The sequence below is a fragment of the Rothia sp. HMSC064D08 genome (assembly GCF_001809525.1).
GTDB lineage: Bacteria > Actinomycetota > Actinomycetes > Actinomycetales > Micrococcaceae > Rothia > Rothia dentocariosa.
Map to the genome: position 1 here is coordinate 253802 of NZ_KV797900.1, position 15561 is coordinate 269362.

General features: G+C 49.3%; 13 protein-coding genes and 1 tRNA gene. 10 read left to right on the forward strand and 4 right to left on the reverse strand.

What is annotated here, in order from left to right; translation table 11 throughout:
- The first annotated feature begins 20 nt into the window (after positions 1 to 20).
- The 6 genes from HMPREF2625_RS07920 to lgt all read left to right on the forward strand — a co-directional run bounded on the left by HMPREF2625_RS07920 (position 21) and on the right by lgt (position 5519).
- Positions 21 to 704, forward strand: a complete 684-nt coding sequence (locus HMPREF2625_RS07920) for a Trp biosynthesis-associated membrane protein (RefSeq protein WP_070523718.1) — start codon at positions 21 to 23, stop codon at positions 702 to 704.
- 174 nt (positions 705 to 878) lie between these two features.
- Positions 879 to 1133 carry an HGxxPAAW family protein gene (locus HMPREF2625_RS07925; protein WP_048751642.1) on the forward strand — a complete coding sequence of 85 codons (255 nt, stop codon included), beginning with the start codon at positions 879 to 881 and terminating at the stop codon, positions 1131 to 1133.
- A gap of 92 nt (positions 1134 to 1225) precedes the next feature.
- Complete coding sequence (trpC, locus tag HMPREF2625_RS07930; RefSeq protein ID WP_070523721.1) at positions 1226 to 2020, forward strand: indole-3-glycerol phosphate synthase TrpC; 795 nt, start codon at positions 1226 to 1228, stop codon at positions 2018 to 2020.
- 187 nt (positions 2021 to 2207) lie between these two features.
- Positions 2208 to 3539, forward strand: coding sequence for a tryptophan synthase subunit beta (trpB, locus tag HMPREF2625_RS07935; RefSeq protein ID WP_070523724.1), 1332 nt, complete (start codon positions 2208 to 2210; stop codon positions 3537 to 3539).
- The gene (trpA, locus tag HMPREF2625_RS07940) at positions 3536 to 4387 is read left to right on the forward strand and encodes a tryptophan synthase subunit alpha (RefSeq protein WP_070523728.1); all 852 of its coding nucleotides are present in this window, start codon (positions 3536 to 3538) and stop codon (positions 4385 to 4387) included. The genes trpB and trpA overlap by 4 nt, the downstream gene beginning before the upstream one ends.
- Before the next feature lies 1 nt (position 4388).
- Positions 4389 to 5519, forward strand: coding sequence for a prolipoprotein diacylglyceryl transferase (gene lgt, locus HMPREF2625_RS07945; RefSeq protein WP_083295648.1), 1131 nt, complete (start codon positions 4389 to 4391; stop codon positions 5517 to 5519).
- A 228-nt stretch (positions 5520 to 5747) separates the two neighbouring features.
- On the opposite strand, the gene HMPREF2625_RS07950 is transcribed toward lgt, so the two are convergent.
- Complete coding sequence (locus tag HMPREF2625_RS07950; protein WP_013398977.1) at positions 5748 to 6320, reverse strand: flavodoxin domain-containing protein; 573 nt, start codon at positions 6318 to 6320, stop codon at positions 5748 to 5750.
- A gap of 509 nt (positions 6321 to 6829) precedes the next feature.
- Here HMPREF2625_RS07950 and pyk point away from each other — a divergent pair.
- Positions 6830 to 8308 (forward strand): pyruvate kinase, encoded by a 1479-nt coding sequence (pyk, locus tag HMPREF2625_RS07960; protein ID WP_013398979.1) that lies wholly within the window; start codon positions 6830 to 6832, stop codon positions 8306 to 8308.
- 199 nt (positions 8309 to 8507) lie between these two features.
- Here pyk and HMPREF2625_RS07965 read toward each other — a convergent pair.
- Positions 8508 to 8587: transfer RNA gene (locus tag HMPREF2625_RS07965), tRNA-Leu, on the reverse strand.
- Between the two features lie 211 nt (positions 8588 to 8798).
- On the opposite strand from HMPREF2625_RS07965, the gene HMPREF2625_RS07970 reads away from it, so the two are divergent.
- Positions 8799 to 9413, forward strand: a complete 615-nt coding sequence (locus HMPREF2625_RS07970; RefSeq protein ID WP_048754317.1) for an ANTAR domain-containing response regulator — start codon at positions 8799 to 8801, stop codon at positions 9411 to 9413.
- Between the two features lie 439 nt (positions 9414 to 9852).
- Here the strand turns inward: HMPREF2625_RS07970 and HMPREF2625_RS07975 are convergent, their stop codons facing one another.
- Complete coding sequence (locus tag HMPREF2625_RS07975; RefSeq protein WP_070523736.1) at positions 9853 to 10317, reverse strand: PaaI family thioesterase; 465 nt, start codon at positions 10315 to 10317, stop codon at positions 9853 to 9855.
- Between the two features lie 112 nt (positions 10318 to 10429).
- Between HMPREF2625_RS07975 and HMPREF2625_RS07980 the strand changes: the two genes are divergently transcribed.
- Entirely contained in the window at positions 10430 to 10843 is a 414-nt protein-coding gene (locus tag HMPREF2625_RS07980) for a nuclear transport factor 2 family protein (protein ID WP_070523739.1), read from the forward strand.
- Between the two features lie 79 nt (positions 10844 to 10922).
- On the opposite strand, the gene HMPREF2625_RS07985 is transcribed toward HMPREF2625_RS07980, so the two are convergent.
- Positions 10923 to 12200 carry a dicarboxylate/amino acid:cation symporter gene (locus HMPREF2625_RS07985; protein ID WP_070523742.1) on the reverse strand — a complete coding sequence of 426 codons (1278 nt, stop codon included), beginning with the start codon at positions 12198 to 12200 and terminating at the stop codon, positions 10923 to 10925.
- Between the two features lie 229 nt (positions 12201 to 12429).
- Here HMPREF2625_RS07985 and polA point away from each other — a divergent pair, with 229 nt between their 5' ends.
- The gene (polA, locus tag HMPREF2625_RS07990) at positions 12430 to 15375 is read left to right on the forward strand and encodes a DNA polymerase I (protein WP_083295649.1); all 2946 of its coding nucleotides are present in this window, start codon (positions 12430 to 12432) and stop codon (positions 15373 to 15375) included.
- The last annotated feature ends 186 nt before the right edge of the window (positions 15376 to 15561 follow it).

The following is a 15561-nucleotide window of genomic DNA, read 5'->3' on the forward strand; positions in this document are numbered from 1 at the left end:
CTGCGGGAGGGCATAATCCCATGAATACACAGCGGCATAAGTCTTCGTCTTTGAATCAATCAAATAACCATGAGACAACGAGTACTGCTACGGCTTTTAGTACGGCGGATGAAAACTTACACTCGAAACCTGCGAGACTACAAGCACCTGGACTAGTGCTTTTAACAGGGCTTGCTGTGGCTGCCCTTGCCTTTAGCACGACGCTTTTTCCTTGGGTCCAAGCGCATGTGAACGGGGTCTTGGGGGAACAAAATCTTGACATTACTGGGTCTCGAGCGGCGCCCGCAGTAAGCGCACTGGCGATGGTAGCTTTAGCAGCTCCTTTAGCGGCGCGCATAGCCCCTCAGCTTTTGCGGTATGTTATCGCATTGGTAAGTTTAGGATCTGGGGTGGGTATTATTTTTTCTGCGCTGTCGGTGGTGATGAATCCCGCAGGTGCGGTTGTAACTGAGACCAGCAAGGTAACGGGAACCGTGGCGTCTACAGGTACGTATGCTGTGACTGTTTGGCCGTGGATTTCATGCATATCAGGTTTTCTTATTATGTGCGTGGGACTTTGGACTCTTGTGGTGGCTCGACACTGGCAAGGTGGGCGTAAATATGACCGCACAGTGCGTAACCTGCAAGAAGCTCCTGGTGAGGTCGACAATATGGATGCATGGGATCTGCTGAGCAGGGGAGAAGACCCTACCGTAGAAAAATAGTTTTTAAATAGTGAAAGAGGCTTCAAACACTGCGAGTTGTACAACATTGCTCGTCTAAATATTTGTACGATTCTCACCAGCAAATTCACAGAAGACGAGGTCATGACCTAAAATCGAAGAAAGGACGTCTGTACGCATTATTCGCGTATCTGTGCACACACATGAGGAGTTTTCGTGACGGAAGAGAAAGTTGTTATTGTTCCTGAACGCCCGTATGCAAATCACGGTAGCACCGTAGCATCGTGGGTTATGATCGCCATCATGACGACCGGGGTACTTGTTGGTGCTGTTGCGTATGATCTGGCTCAGCCCGTTATCGTCTTTGTTGGTGCTGGCATTATCGTGCTGGGTCTAGTGGCTGGGTTGCTTCTCAAGAGTGCTGGCTACGGTCAAGGCGGTTCTAAAACTAAAAATACTGAGCGTCACTAGTAAATACGCTACGAGCGCCTCGCCCATGACGAGGCGCTCTCTTGTGCTATCTCAAACTTTTGGATATTTGGTGACTATGAGAAGGAACACTGTTGAGTACCGTACTAGATGAAATTATTGGTGGAGTACGTGAGGATTTAGAGGTTCGTCGTGCAAAACATCCTCTGGAAAAGGTGCAGGAGCTAGCGCTCTCTACGGCACCAGCTCTTGACGCTGTATGTGCTTTACGTGGTGATGGCCAAACTGTGCGTATCATTTCAGAGGTGAAACGTTCGTCTCCATCGAAAGGTGTCCTGGGGGAAATAGCGGATCCAGCGGAACTAGCGGTGAAGTATCAGCGTGGAGGAGCAGCAGCTATTTCGGTGCTTACCGAAGAACGCCGTTTCGGCGGAAGCCTGGAGGATCTGGACGCGGTGCGTGCTCACGTCAGTATTCCCATATTGCGTAAAGATTTTATTGTTGATGAGTACCAGATTTGGGAAGCACGTGCACACGGCGCAGATCTGGTGCTTCTTATTGTTGCTGCCTTGGAAGAAGATACCTTGAGCGCTTTCTTAGAGCTTGCCGAATCGCTTGGTATGAATGCTCTCGTAGAAGCACATACTTCAGAAGAAATATCTATCGCTCAGCGTGTCGGAGCCAAAATTATAGGTATTAACGTTCGCAACCTAAAAACTCTTGAAGTCAAGAACGCGCATTATGCAGAGCTTGCGGCCGACCTGCCGGAAAGCGTTATTAAAGTTGCAGAATCTGGTGTATCTGGGCTGAGCGATGTACAGAACTACGCGCAGGCTGGTGCTGATGTCGTGCTTATTGGTGAGACTCTGGTCAAATCTGGAGACCCGGAGAAAACTGTACGTGAATTTTCGGCTGTCCCTCATCTCTAATGCAGATTAGAGCTATCTTACGTAGATGACAGTTTTTCACATGTGAATAATCATAGGGCTTTTCTTTATATACGCTGACGCTATGTCATTCCGCGTAGAATAGTAAGAATACGAACAAGCCGTACCATGAGTTAAATGTACAAACCTAACTCATGGATGAAAATAAAAGTACCCGGGAAGGACAACAATGAGTGAACACCTGGCAGACGCATTTCTTGAGGGGAAATCCCTCAAAAATGCGCCCGGTCCCTACTTCGGGCAATACGGTGGGCGATGGATGCCTGAATCATTAATTGCCGCCATGGATGAGCTTGAGTCTACCTTCCAGAATGCTAAGCAGGATCCAGAGTTTATTGCGGAATTTCAGCGACTCTCTGCTGAATACTCGAATCGTCCTTCATTGCTAACGGAAGTTCCGCGGTTCTCAGAGCACGCTGGGGCTCGGATCTTTCTGAAACGTGAAGATCTTAACCATACCGGTAGCCACAAGATTAACAATGTTTTAGGACAAGCACTTCTCGCAAAGCGCATGGGTAAGACACGTCTGATCGCAGAGACCGGTGCTGGTCAGCACGGTGTAGCAACGGCAACGGCTGCTGCGCTTTTCGGTATGGACTGTGTGATTTACATGGGTGAAGAAGATACCGAGCGGCAGGCTTTGAACGTGGCGCGTATGCAGCTTTTGGGCGCGAAAGTTATTGCCGTTCAGAATGGTTCCCGTACTCTGAAAGACGCTATTAATGAGGCTCTTCGAGACTGGGTCGCTAATGTCGAGAATACTCACTATCTGCTGGGTACAGCGGCGGGAGCACATCCTTTTCCTACTATGGTGCGTTTCTTTCATGATGCTATTGGTTCTGAAGCACGCGAACAAATTCAACAGATGACTGGGCGTCTTCCCCACGGAGTTTCTGCATGCGTTGGTGGGGGTTCAAACGCCATTGGAATCTTCCATGCATTCCTTGATGACCGCGATGTAAAACTTTACGGTTTTGAGGCGGGGGGGGACGGTGTAGAAACCGGACGTCACGCCGCAACTATTAATCTAGGACGCCCAGGAATGCTTCACGGTGCCGTAACCTACCTGATGCAAGACGAAGATGGGCAAACTATAGAGTCGCATTCGATTTCTGCTGGCCTGGACTATCCCGGCGTTGGGCCCGAACACTCATACCTTTCAGACTTAGGCCGTGTCAGCTACCAGCCGGTGACCGATACTGAAGCTATGGATGCTTTTCAACTGCTTTGCCGTACTGAAGGTATTATTCCTGCCATCGAATCGGCGCATGCACTTGCCGGTGCGTTACGGGTCTGCCAGGAGTGGGCGCATCAAGATTCTGAGTCTGCCCGTGAAAAAATAATGGTGGTGTGCCTATCTGGTCGTGGCGATAAAGACATGGAGACCGCCTTGAAATGGTTCGATCTAGGGAAAGCAACCCCGTCATCTTCTCTCATGACAGGCAATAAAGAGGCAGTTGCTGAGAAGGCAGTGCAGGCAGAAAGCGAGGCGCACGCATGAGCTATCAAGACGCACAGCCGCATGCGGCAAAGTACGAAGTCCTTGACGGTACCTTCCCGCCCCAAAACCCGAACTCGCTTCTCGTGCAGCGGTTACGCGAATGCAAAGAAGATGGGCGTGCAGCACTTATCGGGTACCTCCCCGCAGGTTTTCCCAACTTTGAAGATTCTGTGGCAGCAGCTATCGAATTAGGCAATAACGGTGCCGACATTATTGAGCTGGGCGTACCGTACTCGGATCCGGTCATGGACGGCCCCGTTATCCAGCACGCAACAGGTGCCGCATTAGAAGGCGGCTTCAAACTTTCTCGGGTTTTTGATGCTGTACGGCGCATTACTGAGGCAACCCAAGCTGTCGTTGTCGTGATGACGTATTGGAACCCCGTACTTGCCTACGGTGTTGATAATTTTGCACGTGATCTTGCGGCTGCTGGAGGAGCTGGAATGATCACTCCAGATTTAGTGCCCGATGAAGCATCGGCTTGGTTCGAAGCCTCTGAAAAATACGGGTTAGATCGTATTTTCTTGGCGGCGCTATCATCATCGCCTCAACGTTTAGAGACTATCGCTAAGGCTTCGAGCGGGTTCGTTTATGCCGTTTCTGTCATGGGCGTTACAGGGGCTCGCACCTCAGTCTCAGAAGCTGCCCAAGGACTTGTCGAAAACCTTCATGCTGCAGGCGCTGAATACGCGTGTGTTGGTTTAGGCGTTTCAACTCGTGCTCATGTTGAAGAGATCGGAACTTATGCAGATGGTGTGATTGTAGGAACGGCACTTGTAAAAGCTCTAGCTGATGGAGGTCCTATTGCGGTGGGAGCACTAACTCGTGAACTTGCAGGACGTGCATAGTATGAATGTTATATTATCGGAATCCTTTACCTCAGCAGTATCCCTTCCTCTGGCGTCAATCCCGTCACCGAGTGTATCTTATCTTCAGCTTGGGCCGTTTCGTATCCATTTTTACGCACTTTGCATTTTAGCCGGAATAATCGTGTGTCTATGGCTTAGCGCTCGGCGCTGGGCACAAGTTGGCGGCACACGTGAGCGCGTATATGACGTGGCAATGTGGGCTATTCCCGCTGGAATTATTGGGGCGCGTGCTTACCATGTGCTCATTACAGACCCTGGCAGCTATTTTGGTCCCAATGTCTCTGATCCTTGGGCTTTCCTGAAGATTTGGGAAGGCGGCATCGGCATTATGGGAGCGGTGTCCGTAGGAGCCCTGGGGGCCTGGATTGCTTGTCGCCGATACCAGATTAACTATGCAGCATTTGCGGATGCAGTTGCACCAGGTATTATTTTGGCGCAGGCTTTTGGTCGTTGGGGCAACTGGTTTAATCAGGAGCTTTTCGGTAAGCCTACTACCCTTCCGTGGGGTTTGGAGATTAGTCAATCGAGTGGGAATTTTCCTGCTCAATATCCCGCAGGAACTCTCTTTCATCCCACGTTCCTTTACGAATCATTATGGAACCTTGTGGGCGCATTCCTTCTAATTTTTCTGGGGAATAGGTTCCTGAAGCGCGGACAAACTTTTTGGCTCTATGTGCTGTACTACGGTATTGGACGGTTCTTCATTGAAGTGTTCCTGCGTATTGATACCTCTGAAACACTTCTGGGGCTGCGGGTTCACGTGTGGACATCGGGTGCCCTGATTGTACTAGGGTTGATCGGCTTTGTTGCCGCTGGTATCCGCGCTAGGGCTAAAGCTGCAGCGGGCATTGCTGAAGCTCCAGTTCAGGGGCCATCTGTTCAGCATACCCCTAACTCAGAGAAGACTGCCGCCCAAGATCCGGATGAGGTTTCTAACCAGGGTAAAGAGATCTTGGAAGAATCTCAGATATCTGAAAAGAAGGTAACGGAAGAGAAGAAAGCTACAAAAGACAAAGAACCAGGCACCCACGAGGAGCCTGCAGATAGGGTTCAGACCGGTGATAAGCAGGATAAAACCCCTGAGATCCCGTGGAAAAAATCTAAATCGTAAATTCCTGGACAACTAACCTTAGGTCCTCTTCACTATTTCAATGGTGGAGAGGACCTGACTTTTTCCTTGATGAAAGATAAAAGGAGGGGGTGGGCCGCACACACAAGACCCACCCCCTGCAACCGAATACGTTATCGGCGCGGCCTCGCACCCGCATCCGGAATCAATAGACCGGAGGAGGAGAGAAAACCTCCGGCCAAGTCTATTTTGGTAACCTGCTATGCAATATCAGAGGAATTTGGATATTGCTTCAACAAGTGGTTTTAGAGACTCTCGGTTGGTGTAATCCGCGTGACCGGTTTTATAGCACTCAAGCATTTGCTGAATACCTTCGTTGGGGTTTGGATTAGCCATCAACCAAGCGCGAACCGGGCCTTTAAGAGCGGTCTTATGAGCAAGTGAAAGCTCTGAAAAGTCAATCCCACCACGTAAATGGAAAGTCGGGCGTCCATCGGTGAGTTCTGCAGTATAACTTTTAGCGACAGCCTTGTCGAGCAGTTTCTTGGAGTACTCGCCTGTGAAGGAAACCGTGAAGAATGCAGTACGTTCCTTTTTAGGGAGAATAAAGGGAACAATCTTCTTCTTGAGGCTGGGAGCGCCTGTAAGGAACCCGCCGTAATCGCTACCGCCAATAATAACGGAGTCCGCTGCTTCCACAAGTTCAGGGGTTACTTCTGTAGCCCGTAAAGTATCGACTTCAGGAGCCTGTGGTAATGCTCGCAGATCTTCTGCTATCCAGTTCGCATAACGCTCGGTGTACCCATAGGTTGAACCGAAGATAATCAGCACACGAATGGTCACTGAAGCCTCCCAAAGCAAATTTGCATACAAGATACTAATTATTGATTCCAGTCTATGGCAGGTGGTGATAAATGTGAAATTGCTTAGCCAATACTGGCGTGTCGTTTTTATCACATGGAAGAGGGGAGTGAGCGATGAACATCAAGGTGTGTCATACATGATGTGGGCATATTTGTTTCTCGGACAGGAGCGCTTGGCCATAGTTTCAAATGAGATGTCAGAAAACAACTAAAACCTAATTATTGTTCTGAGGGGCAGGTAGAGAGCACGTGAGTCTTGAGTGGGCAACATAGTTCGAGGTTAAAACAAGGATTTCCTGAAAATACCGAGAATTTTCCTCCCGAAAACGCTTGAGAAGGAATATACTAGAAGGGATGAATGCCGCACATGCCATGTTGTGTATACATGGTGTTGTGTGGGAATAATTGGGACTCCTGATGAGAAGGTTCCATCTATATTATGGGTATCTTTCTTAGAAGGTTCCACCCCAACACACGAAGGTTAGGTACATGAGGCGCGCAAAAATCGTTGCAACCATTGGTCCGGCTATTTCTTCTCCCGAAAAAATTGCGGAAGCGATCAAGGCGGGTATGAATGTTTCCCGTCTGAATATGAGTCACGGTGACCATGACGTTCACACTAACTCTTACACAACTATCCGTGAACAATCCGCGGCGTTGGGGAAAGAAGTAGCTATTCTTGCTGATCTGCAAGGTCCTAAGATCCGTTTGGAGCGCTTTGTAAACGGGGAAGAATATCTAAAGCCTGGCGCTGATTTTACGATTACTTCTGAGGACGTTGAGGGTACCAAAGACATCTGTGGTACGACTTATAAAGGTCTTCCTGGCGATGTGAAGCCTGGCGATAAACTTTTGCTGGATGACGGTAAGATCCAGCTGGAAGCCGTTGAAGTAACTCCAACTCGTGTTCGCACTCGTGTGATTGTAGGCGGACCTATTTCAAACAATAAAGGCATCAACCTTCCTGGGGCGGCCGTTTCTCTTCCCGCACTGACCGAGAAGGATGAGGCTGACCTTCGTTTTGCCCTGAATTTGGGCGTAGATATTATTGCTCTTTCCTTTGTACGTAGCGGGAAAGACGTAAACCGCGTTCATGAGATCATGGCCGAAGAGGGTATCCGTATTCCGGTGATTGCCAAGATCGAAAAGCCTCAAGCCGTTGATAATCTGCAAGATATTATCGACAAGTTTGATGGCATCATGGTTGCCCGTGGCGACCTTGGCGTGGAACTGCCGTTCTCTGAGGTGCCACTGGTTCAGAAGAAAGCTATTGAGATGGCTCGCCGCTGGGCTAAGCCCGTTATCGTGGCAACTCAGGTACTTGAGTCCATGATCTCTAGCCCGACTCCTACGCGCGCGGAAGTCTCTGACTGTGCAAACGCAATCTTGGATGGCGCCGATGCGGTGATGCTCTCCGGCGAGACTTCGGTAGGCAATTACCCCATTATTACCATTGCGGCAATGGCCTCCATTATTCGTGATACTGAGGAAAAAGGTCTATACCGCGTACCACAGCTGGACCGTAAGCCTCGTACCCGTGGTGGTGCCATCACGCGTGCAGCTGTAAACATTGCGGAACAATTGGATGTAGATTACATTAGTACTTTTACCCAGACGGGTGACTCAGCACGCCGTTTAGCACGTCTACGCCCTGCGCAGCCGGTACTTGCTTTCACCCCCAACCCAAAGGTGCGTGCTTTTATCTCACTGTTGTGGGGTGTTGAAGCTGCGCATGCGCCGGTGGCGACCAACATTGACGGTACGACCGACATCGTAAATGACTACCTGGTCGAGCATAAGCTCGCAGAACCGGGTGATCTTATTGTGATTGCTGCAGGTTCCCCTCCCGGGGTGGCGGGATCAACCAATATGGTTAAGGTACACCGTATTAAGGAACAGGGTTCCGGCGAGCATGAGCCGGAAGAGCGTGAACATCTGCGCCCCTACGGGGAAGACGAACACAAGTAAGATTCTTCTTTATCGTGTAAACATCTTTCGAACTGAATCTATGAGAAGTCCCGCCTCCTTGATGTAGGAGGCGGGACTTTCTATATGCGGAAAGACCCACTATATGAGTTGCGGGTACCCAATCTATTGAACTGGAGCTCCAGGAAAATAAAAACTCGTCTAAAAACCATAACTATGGTCGAGACGAGTTTAATCAATGTGCCCGAGGTGGGACTCGAACCCACACTCCGAAGAACCTGATTTTGAGTCAGGCGCGTCTGCCAATTCCGCCACTCGGGCTTGTACTCAAAGGTACGCATAAGATTCTACCCTATCGATTGGCAGAAAATCGAATTACATAGAGCAAGAAATATCCACAGTATTCTTTGAATCCTCGACGATAGTTTGACATCTAGACGAGAAACATACAAATTTCAACCTTATACAGTAGATGAAGTTTTATTAACTACTGTAGAATAAAGGCGACTGAAAATAGACCAAGGAGAGAGTTATGTCAGAGAAGACCGCTCACGAACACGAGGGAGAGCAGGTCTCGGCGCGCACCGTTGTGGTTGCCGAAGACGAAGCATTGATTCGCCTGGACATCGTCGAAATCCTGAAGGACCAAGGGTTCGAGGTCGTGGCAGAGACCGATAATGGTAAAACCGCTATCGAGCTTGCCAAAAAACACCATCCCGATTTGGTGCTCATGGATGTCAAAATGCCGATTATGGACGGTATTACAGCCGCCGAGGAAATCGGAAAGGAAAAAATAGCGCCTGTGGTGCTCCTGACCGCTTTCAGCCAGAAAGAGCTGGTGGATCGTGCTGTTGAAGCTGGGGCCATGGCATATGTGGTCAAGCCCTTTACTCCTAATGACCTTTTCCCCGCTATCGAGGTGGCGCTTTCTCGATATGAACAGCTGCGTACGCTAGAGAAAGAGGTCACAACTATTCGTGATCAGTTTGAGACTCGAAAGCTCGTAGATCGTGCCAAGTCTTTGCTTATCACCAAAATGAACCTCACCGAGCCTGAGGCATTCCGGTGGATTCAGAAGACCTCAATGGACCGTCGCCTCTCCATGCGAGAGGTATCTGATACTATTATCAAGCAGCTGTCTGAGTAATATTTTGGGACCTTAGTGTCAAGTCCCAAACGATGATTAGCTGCTGCTCTAGAATATAAAATTCAGGAGTGTGGATTTTCAGGACAACAAGACTCTTGTTGTCCTGAAAATCCACACTCCTGTTTTACGCTTTTATTTGTTCACGACAGCCTTGAAATGAATGTATTAGCGTCGCATTATACGGGTTATGTCGTCATCGTCATCACTACCATGAGGACCTTTAATCGGGCGTGCTGTTGGGGACCCAGCCCAGAGTAAAACGCCGGCTGCTATGAAAAGTCCTAGCCACCAGAAACTTCCTGGATTTCCCATAGCGGCAACCCAACATACCAGTAGAGCAGCTATGGCTAAGGGCAATGTAATACGTTTTGCGCGGACGATTTTTGGATAGCGTTTGGAATACGGTTGGCGCGCCATATCAATCCTCTATATGTCTGCTTTAGGGTCGTGGAATGATCATATTAGTTATACGAGCTGTACAAATAGTTCGATCGGACTCATCCATAATCTCTATAGTGTGTACGCAAACGGTACGTCCCAGCTTAACTGCCGTACAGATTCCCGTAACGTGGCCACTAATGGCTGGGCGCACGTGAGTTGCATTGAGATCTACCCCAACGGCTATGGAGTCAACTCCTCCATGGATACCTGCTGCTAATGAACCAAGAGTTTCTGCAAGAACAGCCGAGGCACCTCCGTGGAGCAAACCGACAGGCTGGGTATTCCCCTGCACAGGCATGGATGCCACAGCTCGCTCAGCAGTTAGCTCACTAAAGATAATTCCCATACGGGGGATTAGCTCTCCCAAGCCCTTCGGAAAGAATTTATGAGTCTCTGCGGGCACACCGTGCTCGTTGAGCTGTGCTACAAGGTCAGCAGATAGTTTAGGGGTAGATTCAGTCATGCCTTCAAGTGTACTCCCAGTGATAGGGTGGAGTAGAAAAAGAGCTCTTATCAAGTATGTGTTTGTCGGGATTGAGAAGAAACGAGATTCTTGCTTTGGAAGGTGTAAGAATATGGATGATCATGCACGTATCTATGAAGAATGGCATCGGTACGCTAAAAACCGTGATACTGAAGGACTGCTCAGCCTTTACGCTGAGGACGCAGTTTTTGAAAGCCCCCTCGTGCCAGCAATAATTCCCGGAGCTGGCGGCGGCGTTTTGCGGGGACGAGAAGCGATTAAGCATTTTCTGGAAGAGGGCACCCAGCGTCGTCCGAATGAACTTGTACGTTGGTACCGCACGGGGGAGTATCTGACTAATGGGAAAACTTTGGTGTGGGAATATCCGCGAGAAACTCCTGAAGGAGAACAAATAGATATCTTAGAGCTCATGGAAATATCCGATGGGCTTATTGTGAACCATCGCATCTATTGGGGTTGGAAAGGGTGTCAGCATATTAGCGAAGCACTCGTACGGAATAAGTAAGGTGTAAGTAAAGCTCCATATGAATAACGGGGTGCGCATCCAAGGTTTTTGGACGCGCACCCCGTCGTTTAGGACAAGGCTATGCCGAAATTGCTTCTGCTTTTTCGATGTCTTCATCGCTAATCCCGGCAGTTGGATCAACCCCCAACATTTTAGAGATACGTTCGGTAAACGTTGCAATGGTGGCGTCTCCGGTGACATTAGTTGCGGTACCGAAAGAGTCTTGAGCAAGGTACAGAGCAATCATGAGGGCGATCATGGATTCATTGAAACCAAGCATCGACTCCAGTAGCCCGATGGCGGTCATCACACCTCCGCCGGGTACACCCGGGGCCGCGACCATCATAATGCCTAGCATAAGCACCACTGGAGTTACTGAGGCAAAATTGGGGTTTTGCCCAGTCATATACAGGACTGCGACTGCACATGAAGTAATCGTGATCATAGAACCCGAAAGGTGGATGGTAGCGCATAGCGGAATAGCGAAATCAACCACGCGAGGAGAAATACCAGCCTTCTTCGCGGATCGAACCGTTACCGGGATGGTAGCTGCTGAGGACTGGGTTCCGATGGCCGTGAAATAGGCGGGCATCATGGTCTTGAGCATCCTAAACGGGTTGCGCTTTGAAACGCTTCCGGCAACTGTGTACTGTAGCGTTAGCGTTACCCAGTGCAAGATAATGACCATAATGAATACCATGCCAAAGACCGAGAGAATCTTAGCAACCTGGCCCGCAAGGGTCATATTCGCAAAGACACCCACGATATGGATGGGTAGAAGCGGAATAATAACGTAGCTGAGAAGCTTCTCAATGATAACTTGAAAATCCTCGAAGAGATTGAGCATGCTACGAGTCTTGAGGGCTGTTATTCCCAGACCTAGGATAAAGGACAGAATGAGTGCGCTCATCACTCCCATAATGGGGTCAAGTTCAAACTTGATGTATCCTGTCGAGAGTGCATTTTCAGGGTTATCAAAAGATTCTAACCGTTGCCCCTTCAACAAAATAGGGTACAGGAATAGTGCCGCCGTTAAAGCTAAAAATCCAGCAACAATACTGGAAAGATATGATAGAGCTACGGTAATGCCCAGCATCTTACCTGCACCTTGGGCTAGCGAACCAATTCCTGGAACGATAAAACCGATAATAATAAGCGGAATAGAGAAGCTCAGGAACGCACTGAAAACAGTAGAGAACGAGACAAAGATCTGAACTACAACATCGGTAGGGATAGAGGTACCCAGCCCGCTATTTATGCCACCGATCATCCCAGGAGTTGTAGCACCGATAAGAACACCTGCAAGAATTGCAATCACAATCCAGGCAAGGAGAGGGATCTTTTTGAGTAGTTTCATAATTTCCTATGTGTGTTGGGACCGATAAGATCCATGCCGCTCATCCCCGGTATTCTCAGGGAACACTCAAGTATAGAGTTATATCCTAGCGTGAATGAATATGTTTATCCAGCGACAGGACAGACGTTCATGACATGAAAACGCCTAGCCGGTACTAGGCCTTTTAGAAGTTTTCAGGCGTGTTGCGTTCACTATCACTCACGCCGTCGAAAACCTCTAGAATGGGATTGTGAGTAACTCAGAAAATACCCTGCTCCTTATTGATGGACATTCACTGGCCCTTCGCTCTTTCTTTGGCATTTATACAATGGCAGAGAAAACGGGAAACCATGTTTTTGTGCGAAGCGACGGGCAGCATACGGAAGCAGTTCATGCCTTCCTGTCTACCTTGCTGAACATTATTAAAGACCATAACCCTAGCCATATTGCGGTGGCATTCGATCTGCCCGGTGGTACTTTTCGCACGGAGGAATACAGCGAATATAAGAGCGGCCGTAACGTTATCCCTGAAGCCTTCGACGGGCAGCTTGATCTCATTAAGAAGATGCTCGGAGCTCTGAAAATCCCGGCGCTCACCCAGGAGAATTATGAGGCAGATGATATCGTCGCGACCCTGACACGGCAGGGATCAGAAGCTCAATACAAAGTGCTCATTCTTTCAGGAGACCGCGATATTTTCCAGCTTGTTACGGACGATGTTACATTGCTGTATCCCGTAACGACTGGTCCCTCCAAAGGTATTCAGCGTATGGATCCTGCAGCGGTTGAGAAAAAAACAAAAGTACCACCTCGGCTGTATCCGGATCTCGCTGCGCTCACCGGTGAGCAAGCCGATAATCTGCCTGGAGTCCCCGGAGTTGGACCAGGTTTTGCTGCTAAATGGCTTCATGAGTACGGTGATCTTGAAGGTGTACTTGCTAATAGCGAGAACATCAAAGGTAAAAAAGGTGAGGCTCTGCGCGAAAACATTGAGAATGTGCGCAGGAACCGTCGCCTCAACCAGCTTGTTGACACGCTCAATTTGGATGTTGAGTTCGATCAAATGCGGTTTATTCCGGACCTTCAGGAGCTTGAAACGTTCTTCGATGAAGTGGAATTCCGCACTATTCGTAAGCGGGCCCAGGATATATTAGGGCCTGTTATACGTGCTTTGGGCGCGCAAGCTCGTACCGCAGGTGAAGAACCCATGACAGATAACGGGGTTCCGAGTGGTCCCACCTTTGAGCCGATTCGTACCGATGAGGCGATCACCGTGACATCGGCCGCAGACTTTCGTTCATGGTGCGAGCATGCAGCCCACGTTGGGTATGGGCATGACGCATCGGGTAATTCCATTGAGGTTCCTGAAAGGCTTAAAGGCGCGGTTACGCTTTTCCCTGTGATTGATGTGCCTGTAGCCCATGAAGGCGTGAAAGTTACCAAGACTAAGATTCGCGCTGCTGAAGAGAATCCGGTACTGCGAGGAATTATTCTGACCTCGAAAGAATCATCGCTGTGGATCAACCTGACGAATATTTCCGAAGATCTCGCCTCAGCATTTGCGGAGTGGGTTTCTGACCCTCAAATGCGTAAGATCGTGATGGATCTCAAAAATCAGCGGAAACTCTTACGTGAGTACGGGTATAAACTCGATGGAGCCATCGAAGATCCGTCACTATCCTCATATATGTGCGGATACATAGCAGCTGCGAATCGTAGGCTCTTTGCTGAACGTATTGAGGATTTAGCTGAGAAATATCTTTGGATTCCCCGACAGGAATTCAGTGAACTTGTCTTTCCAGAGGAAGCCCTTTCACTTTTTGAGATGCCCGGTGAAGAGAACCTACGTTACTTTACCCAGGTTTCACGGGTTATTCACGAACTGGCGCGTATTCTGCACTTCGAAATGCAAGAACAGGGCCAGCTTAAGATTTATGAAGACATTGAGCTGCCGCTTCTGTACGTTCTGGCCGATATGGAACAGGCGGGTATCGCTGTCTCAGATGCCTTACTAAACGAGCTTAATGATACGTTTAGCTCACGCGCATCCATGGCCGAGGAACAGGCGAAAGTACTTATCGGCGGTGACGTCAATGGTGAGCCCCTCAATCTGGCATCTGTGAAACAGCTCCAAACTGTACTCTTTGAGAGGCTCGGTCTTCCGAAGACCCGCAAAATTAAGTCCGGGTATTCAACGGATTCAGAATCTGTGGCTGACTTGTTGACCAAAGTATCGCCGGAATCAGATGGTGCTCAATTCTTGATTGCGCTCCAGGCGTACCGAGATAATATCAAGCTCAAGCAGACTGTCGAAGGTTTACAAAAAGCGGCAGTCACAGATGGTCGTGTACACACTACTTTCCAGCAAAATGCTGCATCAACGGGGCGTCTTTCCTCAACGGCGCCAAACCTGCAGAATATCCCAATCCGCACTGATGAAGGACGACGTATCCGCGGTGCCTTTATCGTGGCTCCAAAAGTTTTAGACGGTGTAGAGTATGAAGGTTTGCTCACCGCCGACTACTCGCAGATTGAGATGCGTATTATGGTGCATCTCGCCGCCGATGAGAAATTAATCCAGGCTTATGCGGATGGTGAAGACCTGCATCGGTACGTTGGCTCTGAGGTGTTCGGGGTTGCCCCCGAAGAGGTGACACCCCAGATGCGTGCGAAAGTTAAAGCAATGTCTTATGGATTGGCATACGGTCTTTCTCGGTTTGGTCTCGCAAAGCAGCTTAATATTAGTTCCGATGAGGCAGGGGAGTTGCGTACCAACTACTTCAAACGATTTGGTCGTGTGGGGCGTTTCCTGCGCGGGGTCGTCAAACAGGCTCATAACGACGGTTATACCGAAACTATTTATGGGCGCCGACGTTCACTGCCAGATCTTGACTCTCCAAACCGAACTCGACGTGAGGCAGCCGAACGAGCTGCCCTCAACGCTCCAATTCAGGGGACAGCTGCAGACATCATTAAAATCGCGATGATTAACATTCACCGCCGACTTCAAGAAGAGAAGCTCAAGACCCGCATGCTCTTGCAGGTTCACGACGAGATTATCCTCGAAGTTGCCGTCGGTGAACGCGAAGCAGCGCAGCGCATCCTAGTAGAGGAGATGAGTGAAGCTATTGAGCTGAAGGTTCCTCTCGACGTGCAAGTTGGCTGGGGCAAGTCCTGGGAAGAAGCCGGACACTAGTCAGAAGCCGCGAAGAGAGATGAACGATGCCGTCGGACTTATTCGGAATATATTGCACACAGAATAGTGCAAGAAATACCCGCATCGATGCGCGTCGTTCATTGACGACACGCCCGAAAAACACGTACACTAGTAATCGCGTGTATCAGCATCCCTATGCACCAGAGGCATGTACCTACGCATCTT

What these genes read in the sequence shown, in the direction of transcription:
- HMPREF2625_RS07920 (WP_070523718.1), top strand. Translation starts at nt 21, where the DNA reads ATGAATACACAGCGGCATAAGTCTTCGTCTTTGAATCAATCAAATAAC.
- trpB (WP_070523724.1), top strand. Translation starts at nt 2,208, where the DNA reads ATGAGTGAACACCTGGCAGACGCATTTCTTGAGGGGAAATCCCTCAAA.
- trpA (WP_070523728.1), top strand. Translation starts at nt 3,536, where the DNA reads ATGAGCTATCAAGACGCACAGCCGCATGCGGCAAAGTACGAAGTCCTT.
- lgt (WP_083295648.1), top strand. Translation starts at nt 4,389, where the DNA reads ATGAATGTTATATTATCGGAATCCTTTACCTCAGCAGTATCCCTTCCT.
- pyk (WP_013398979.1), top strand. Translation starts at nt 6,830, where the DNA reads ATGAGGCGCGCAAAAATCGTTGCAACCATTGGTCCGGCTATTTCTTCT.
- HMPREF2625_RS07970 (WP_048754317.1), top strand. Translation starts at nt 8,799, where the DNA reads ATGTCAGAGAAGACCGCTCACGAACACGAGGGAGAGCAGGTCTCGGCG.
- HMPREF2625_RS07975 (WP_070523736.1), bottom strand. Translation starts at nt 10,317, where the DNA reads ATGACTGAATCTACCCCTAAACTATCTGCTGACCTTGTAGCACAGCTC.
- HMPREF2625_RS07980 (WP_070523739.1), top strand. Translation starts at nt 10,430, where the DNA reads ATGGATGATCATGCACGTATCTATGAAGAATGGCATCGGTACGCTAAA.
- HMPREF2625_RS07985 (WP_070523742.1), bottom strand. Translation starts at nt 12,200, where the DNA reads ATGAAACTACTCAAAAAGATCCCTCTCCTTGCCTGGATTGTGATTGCA.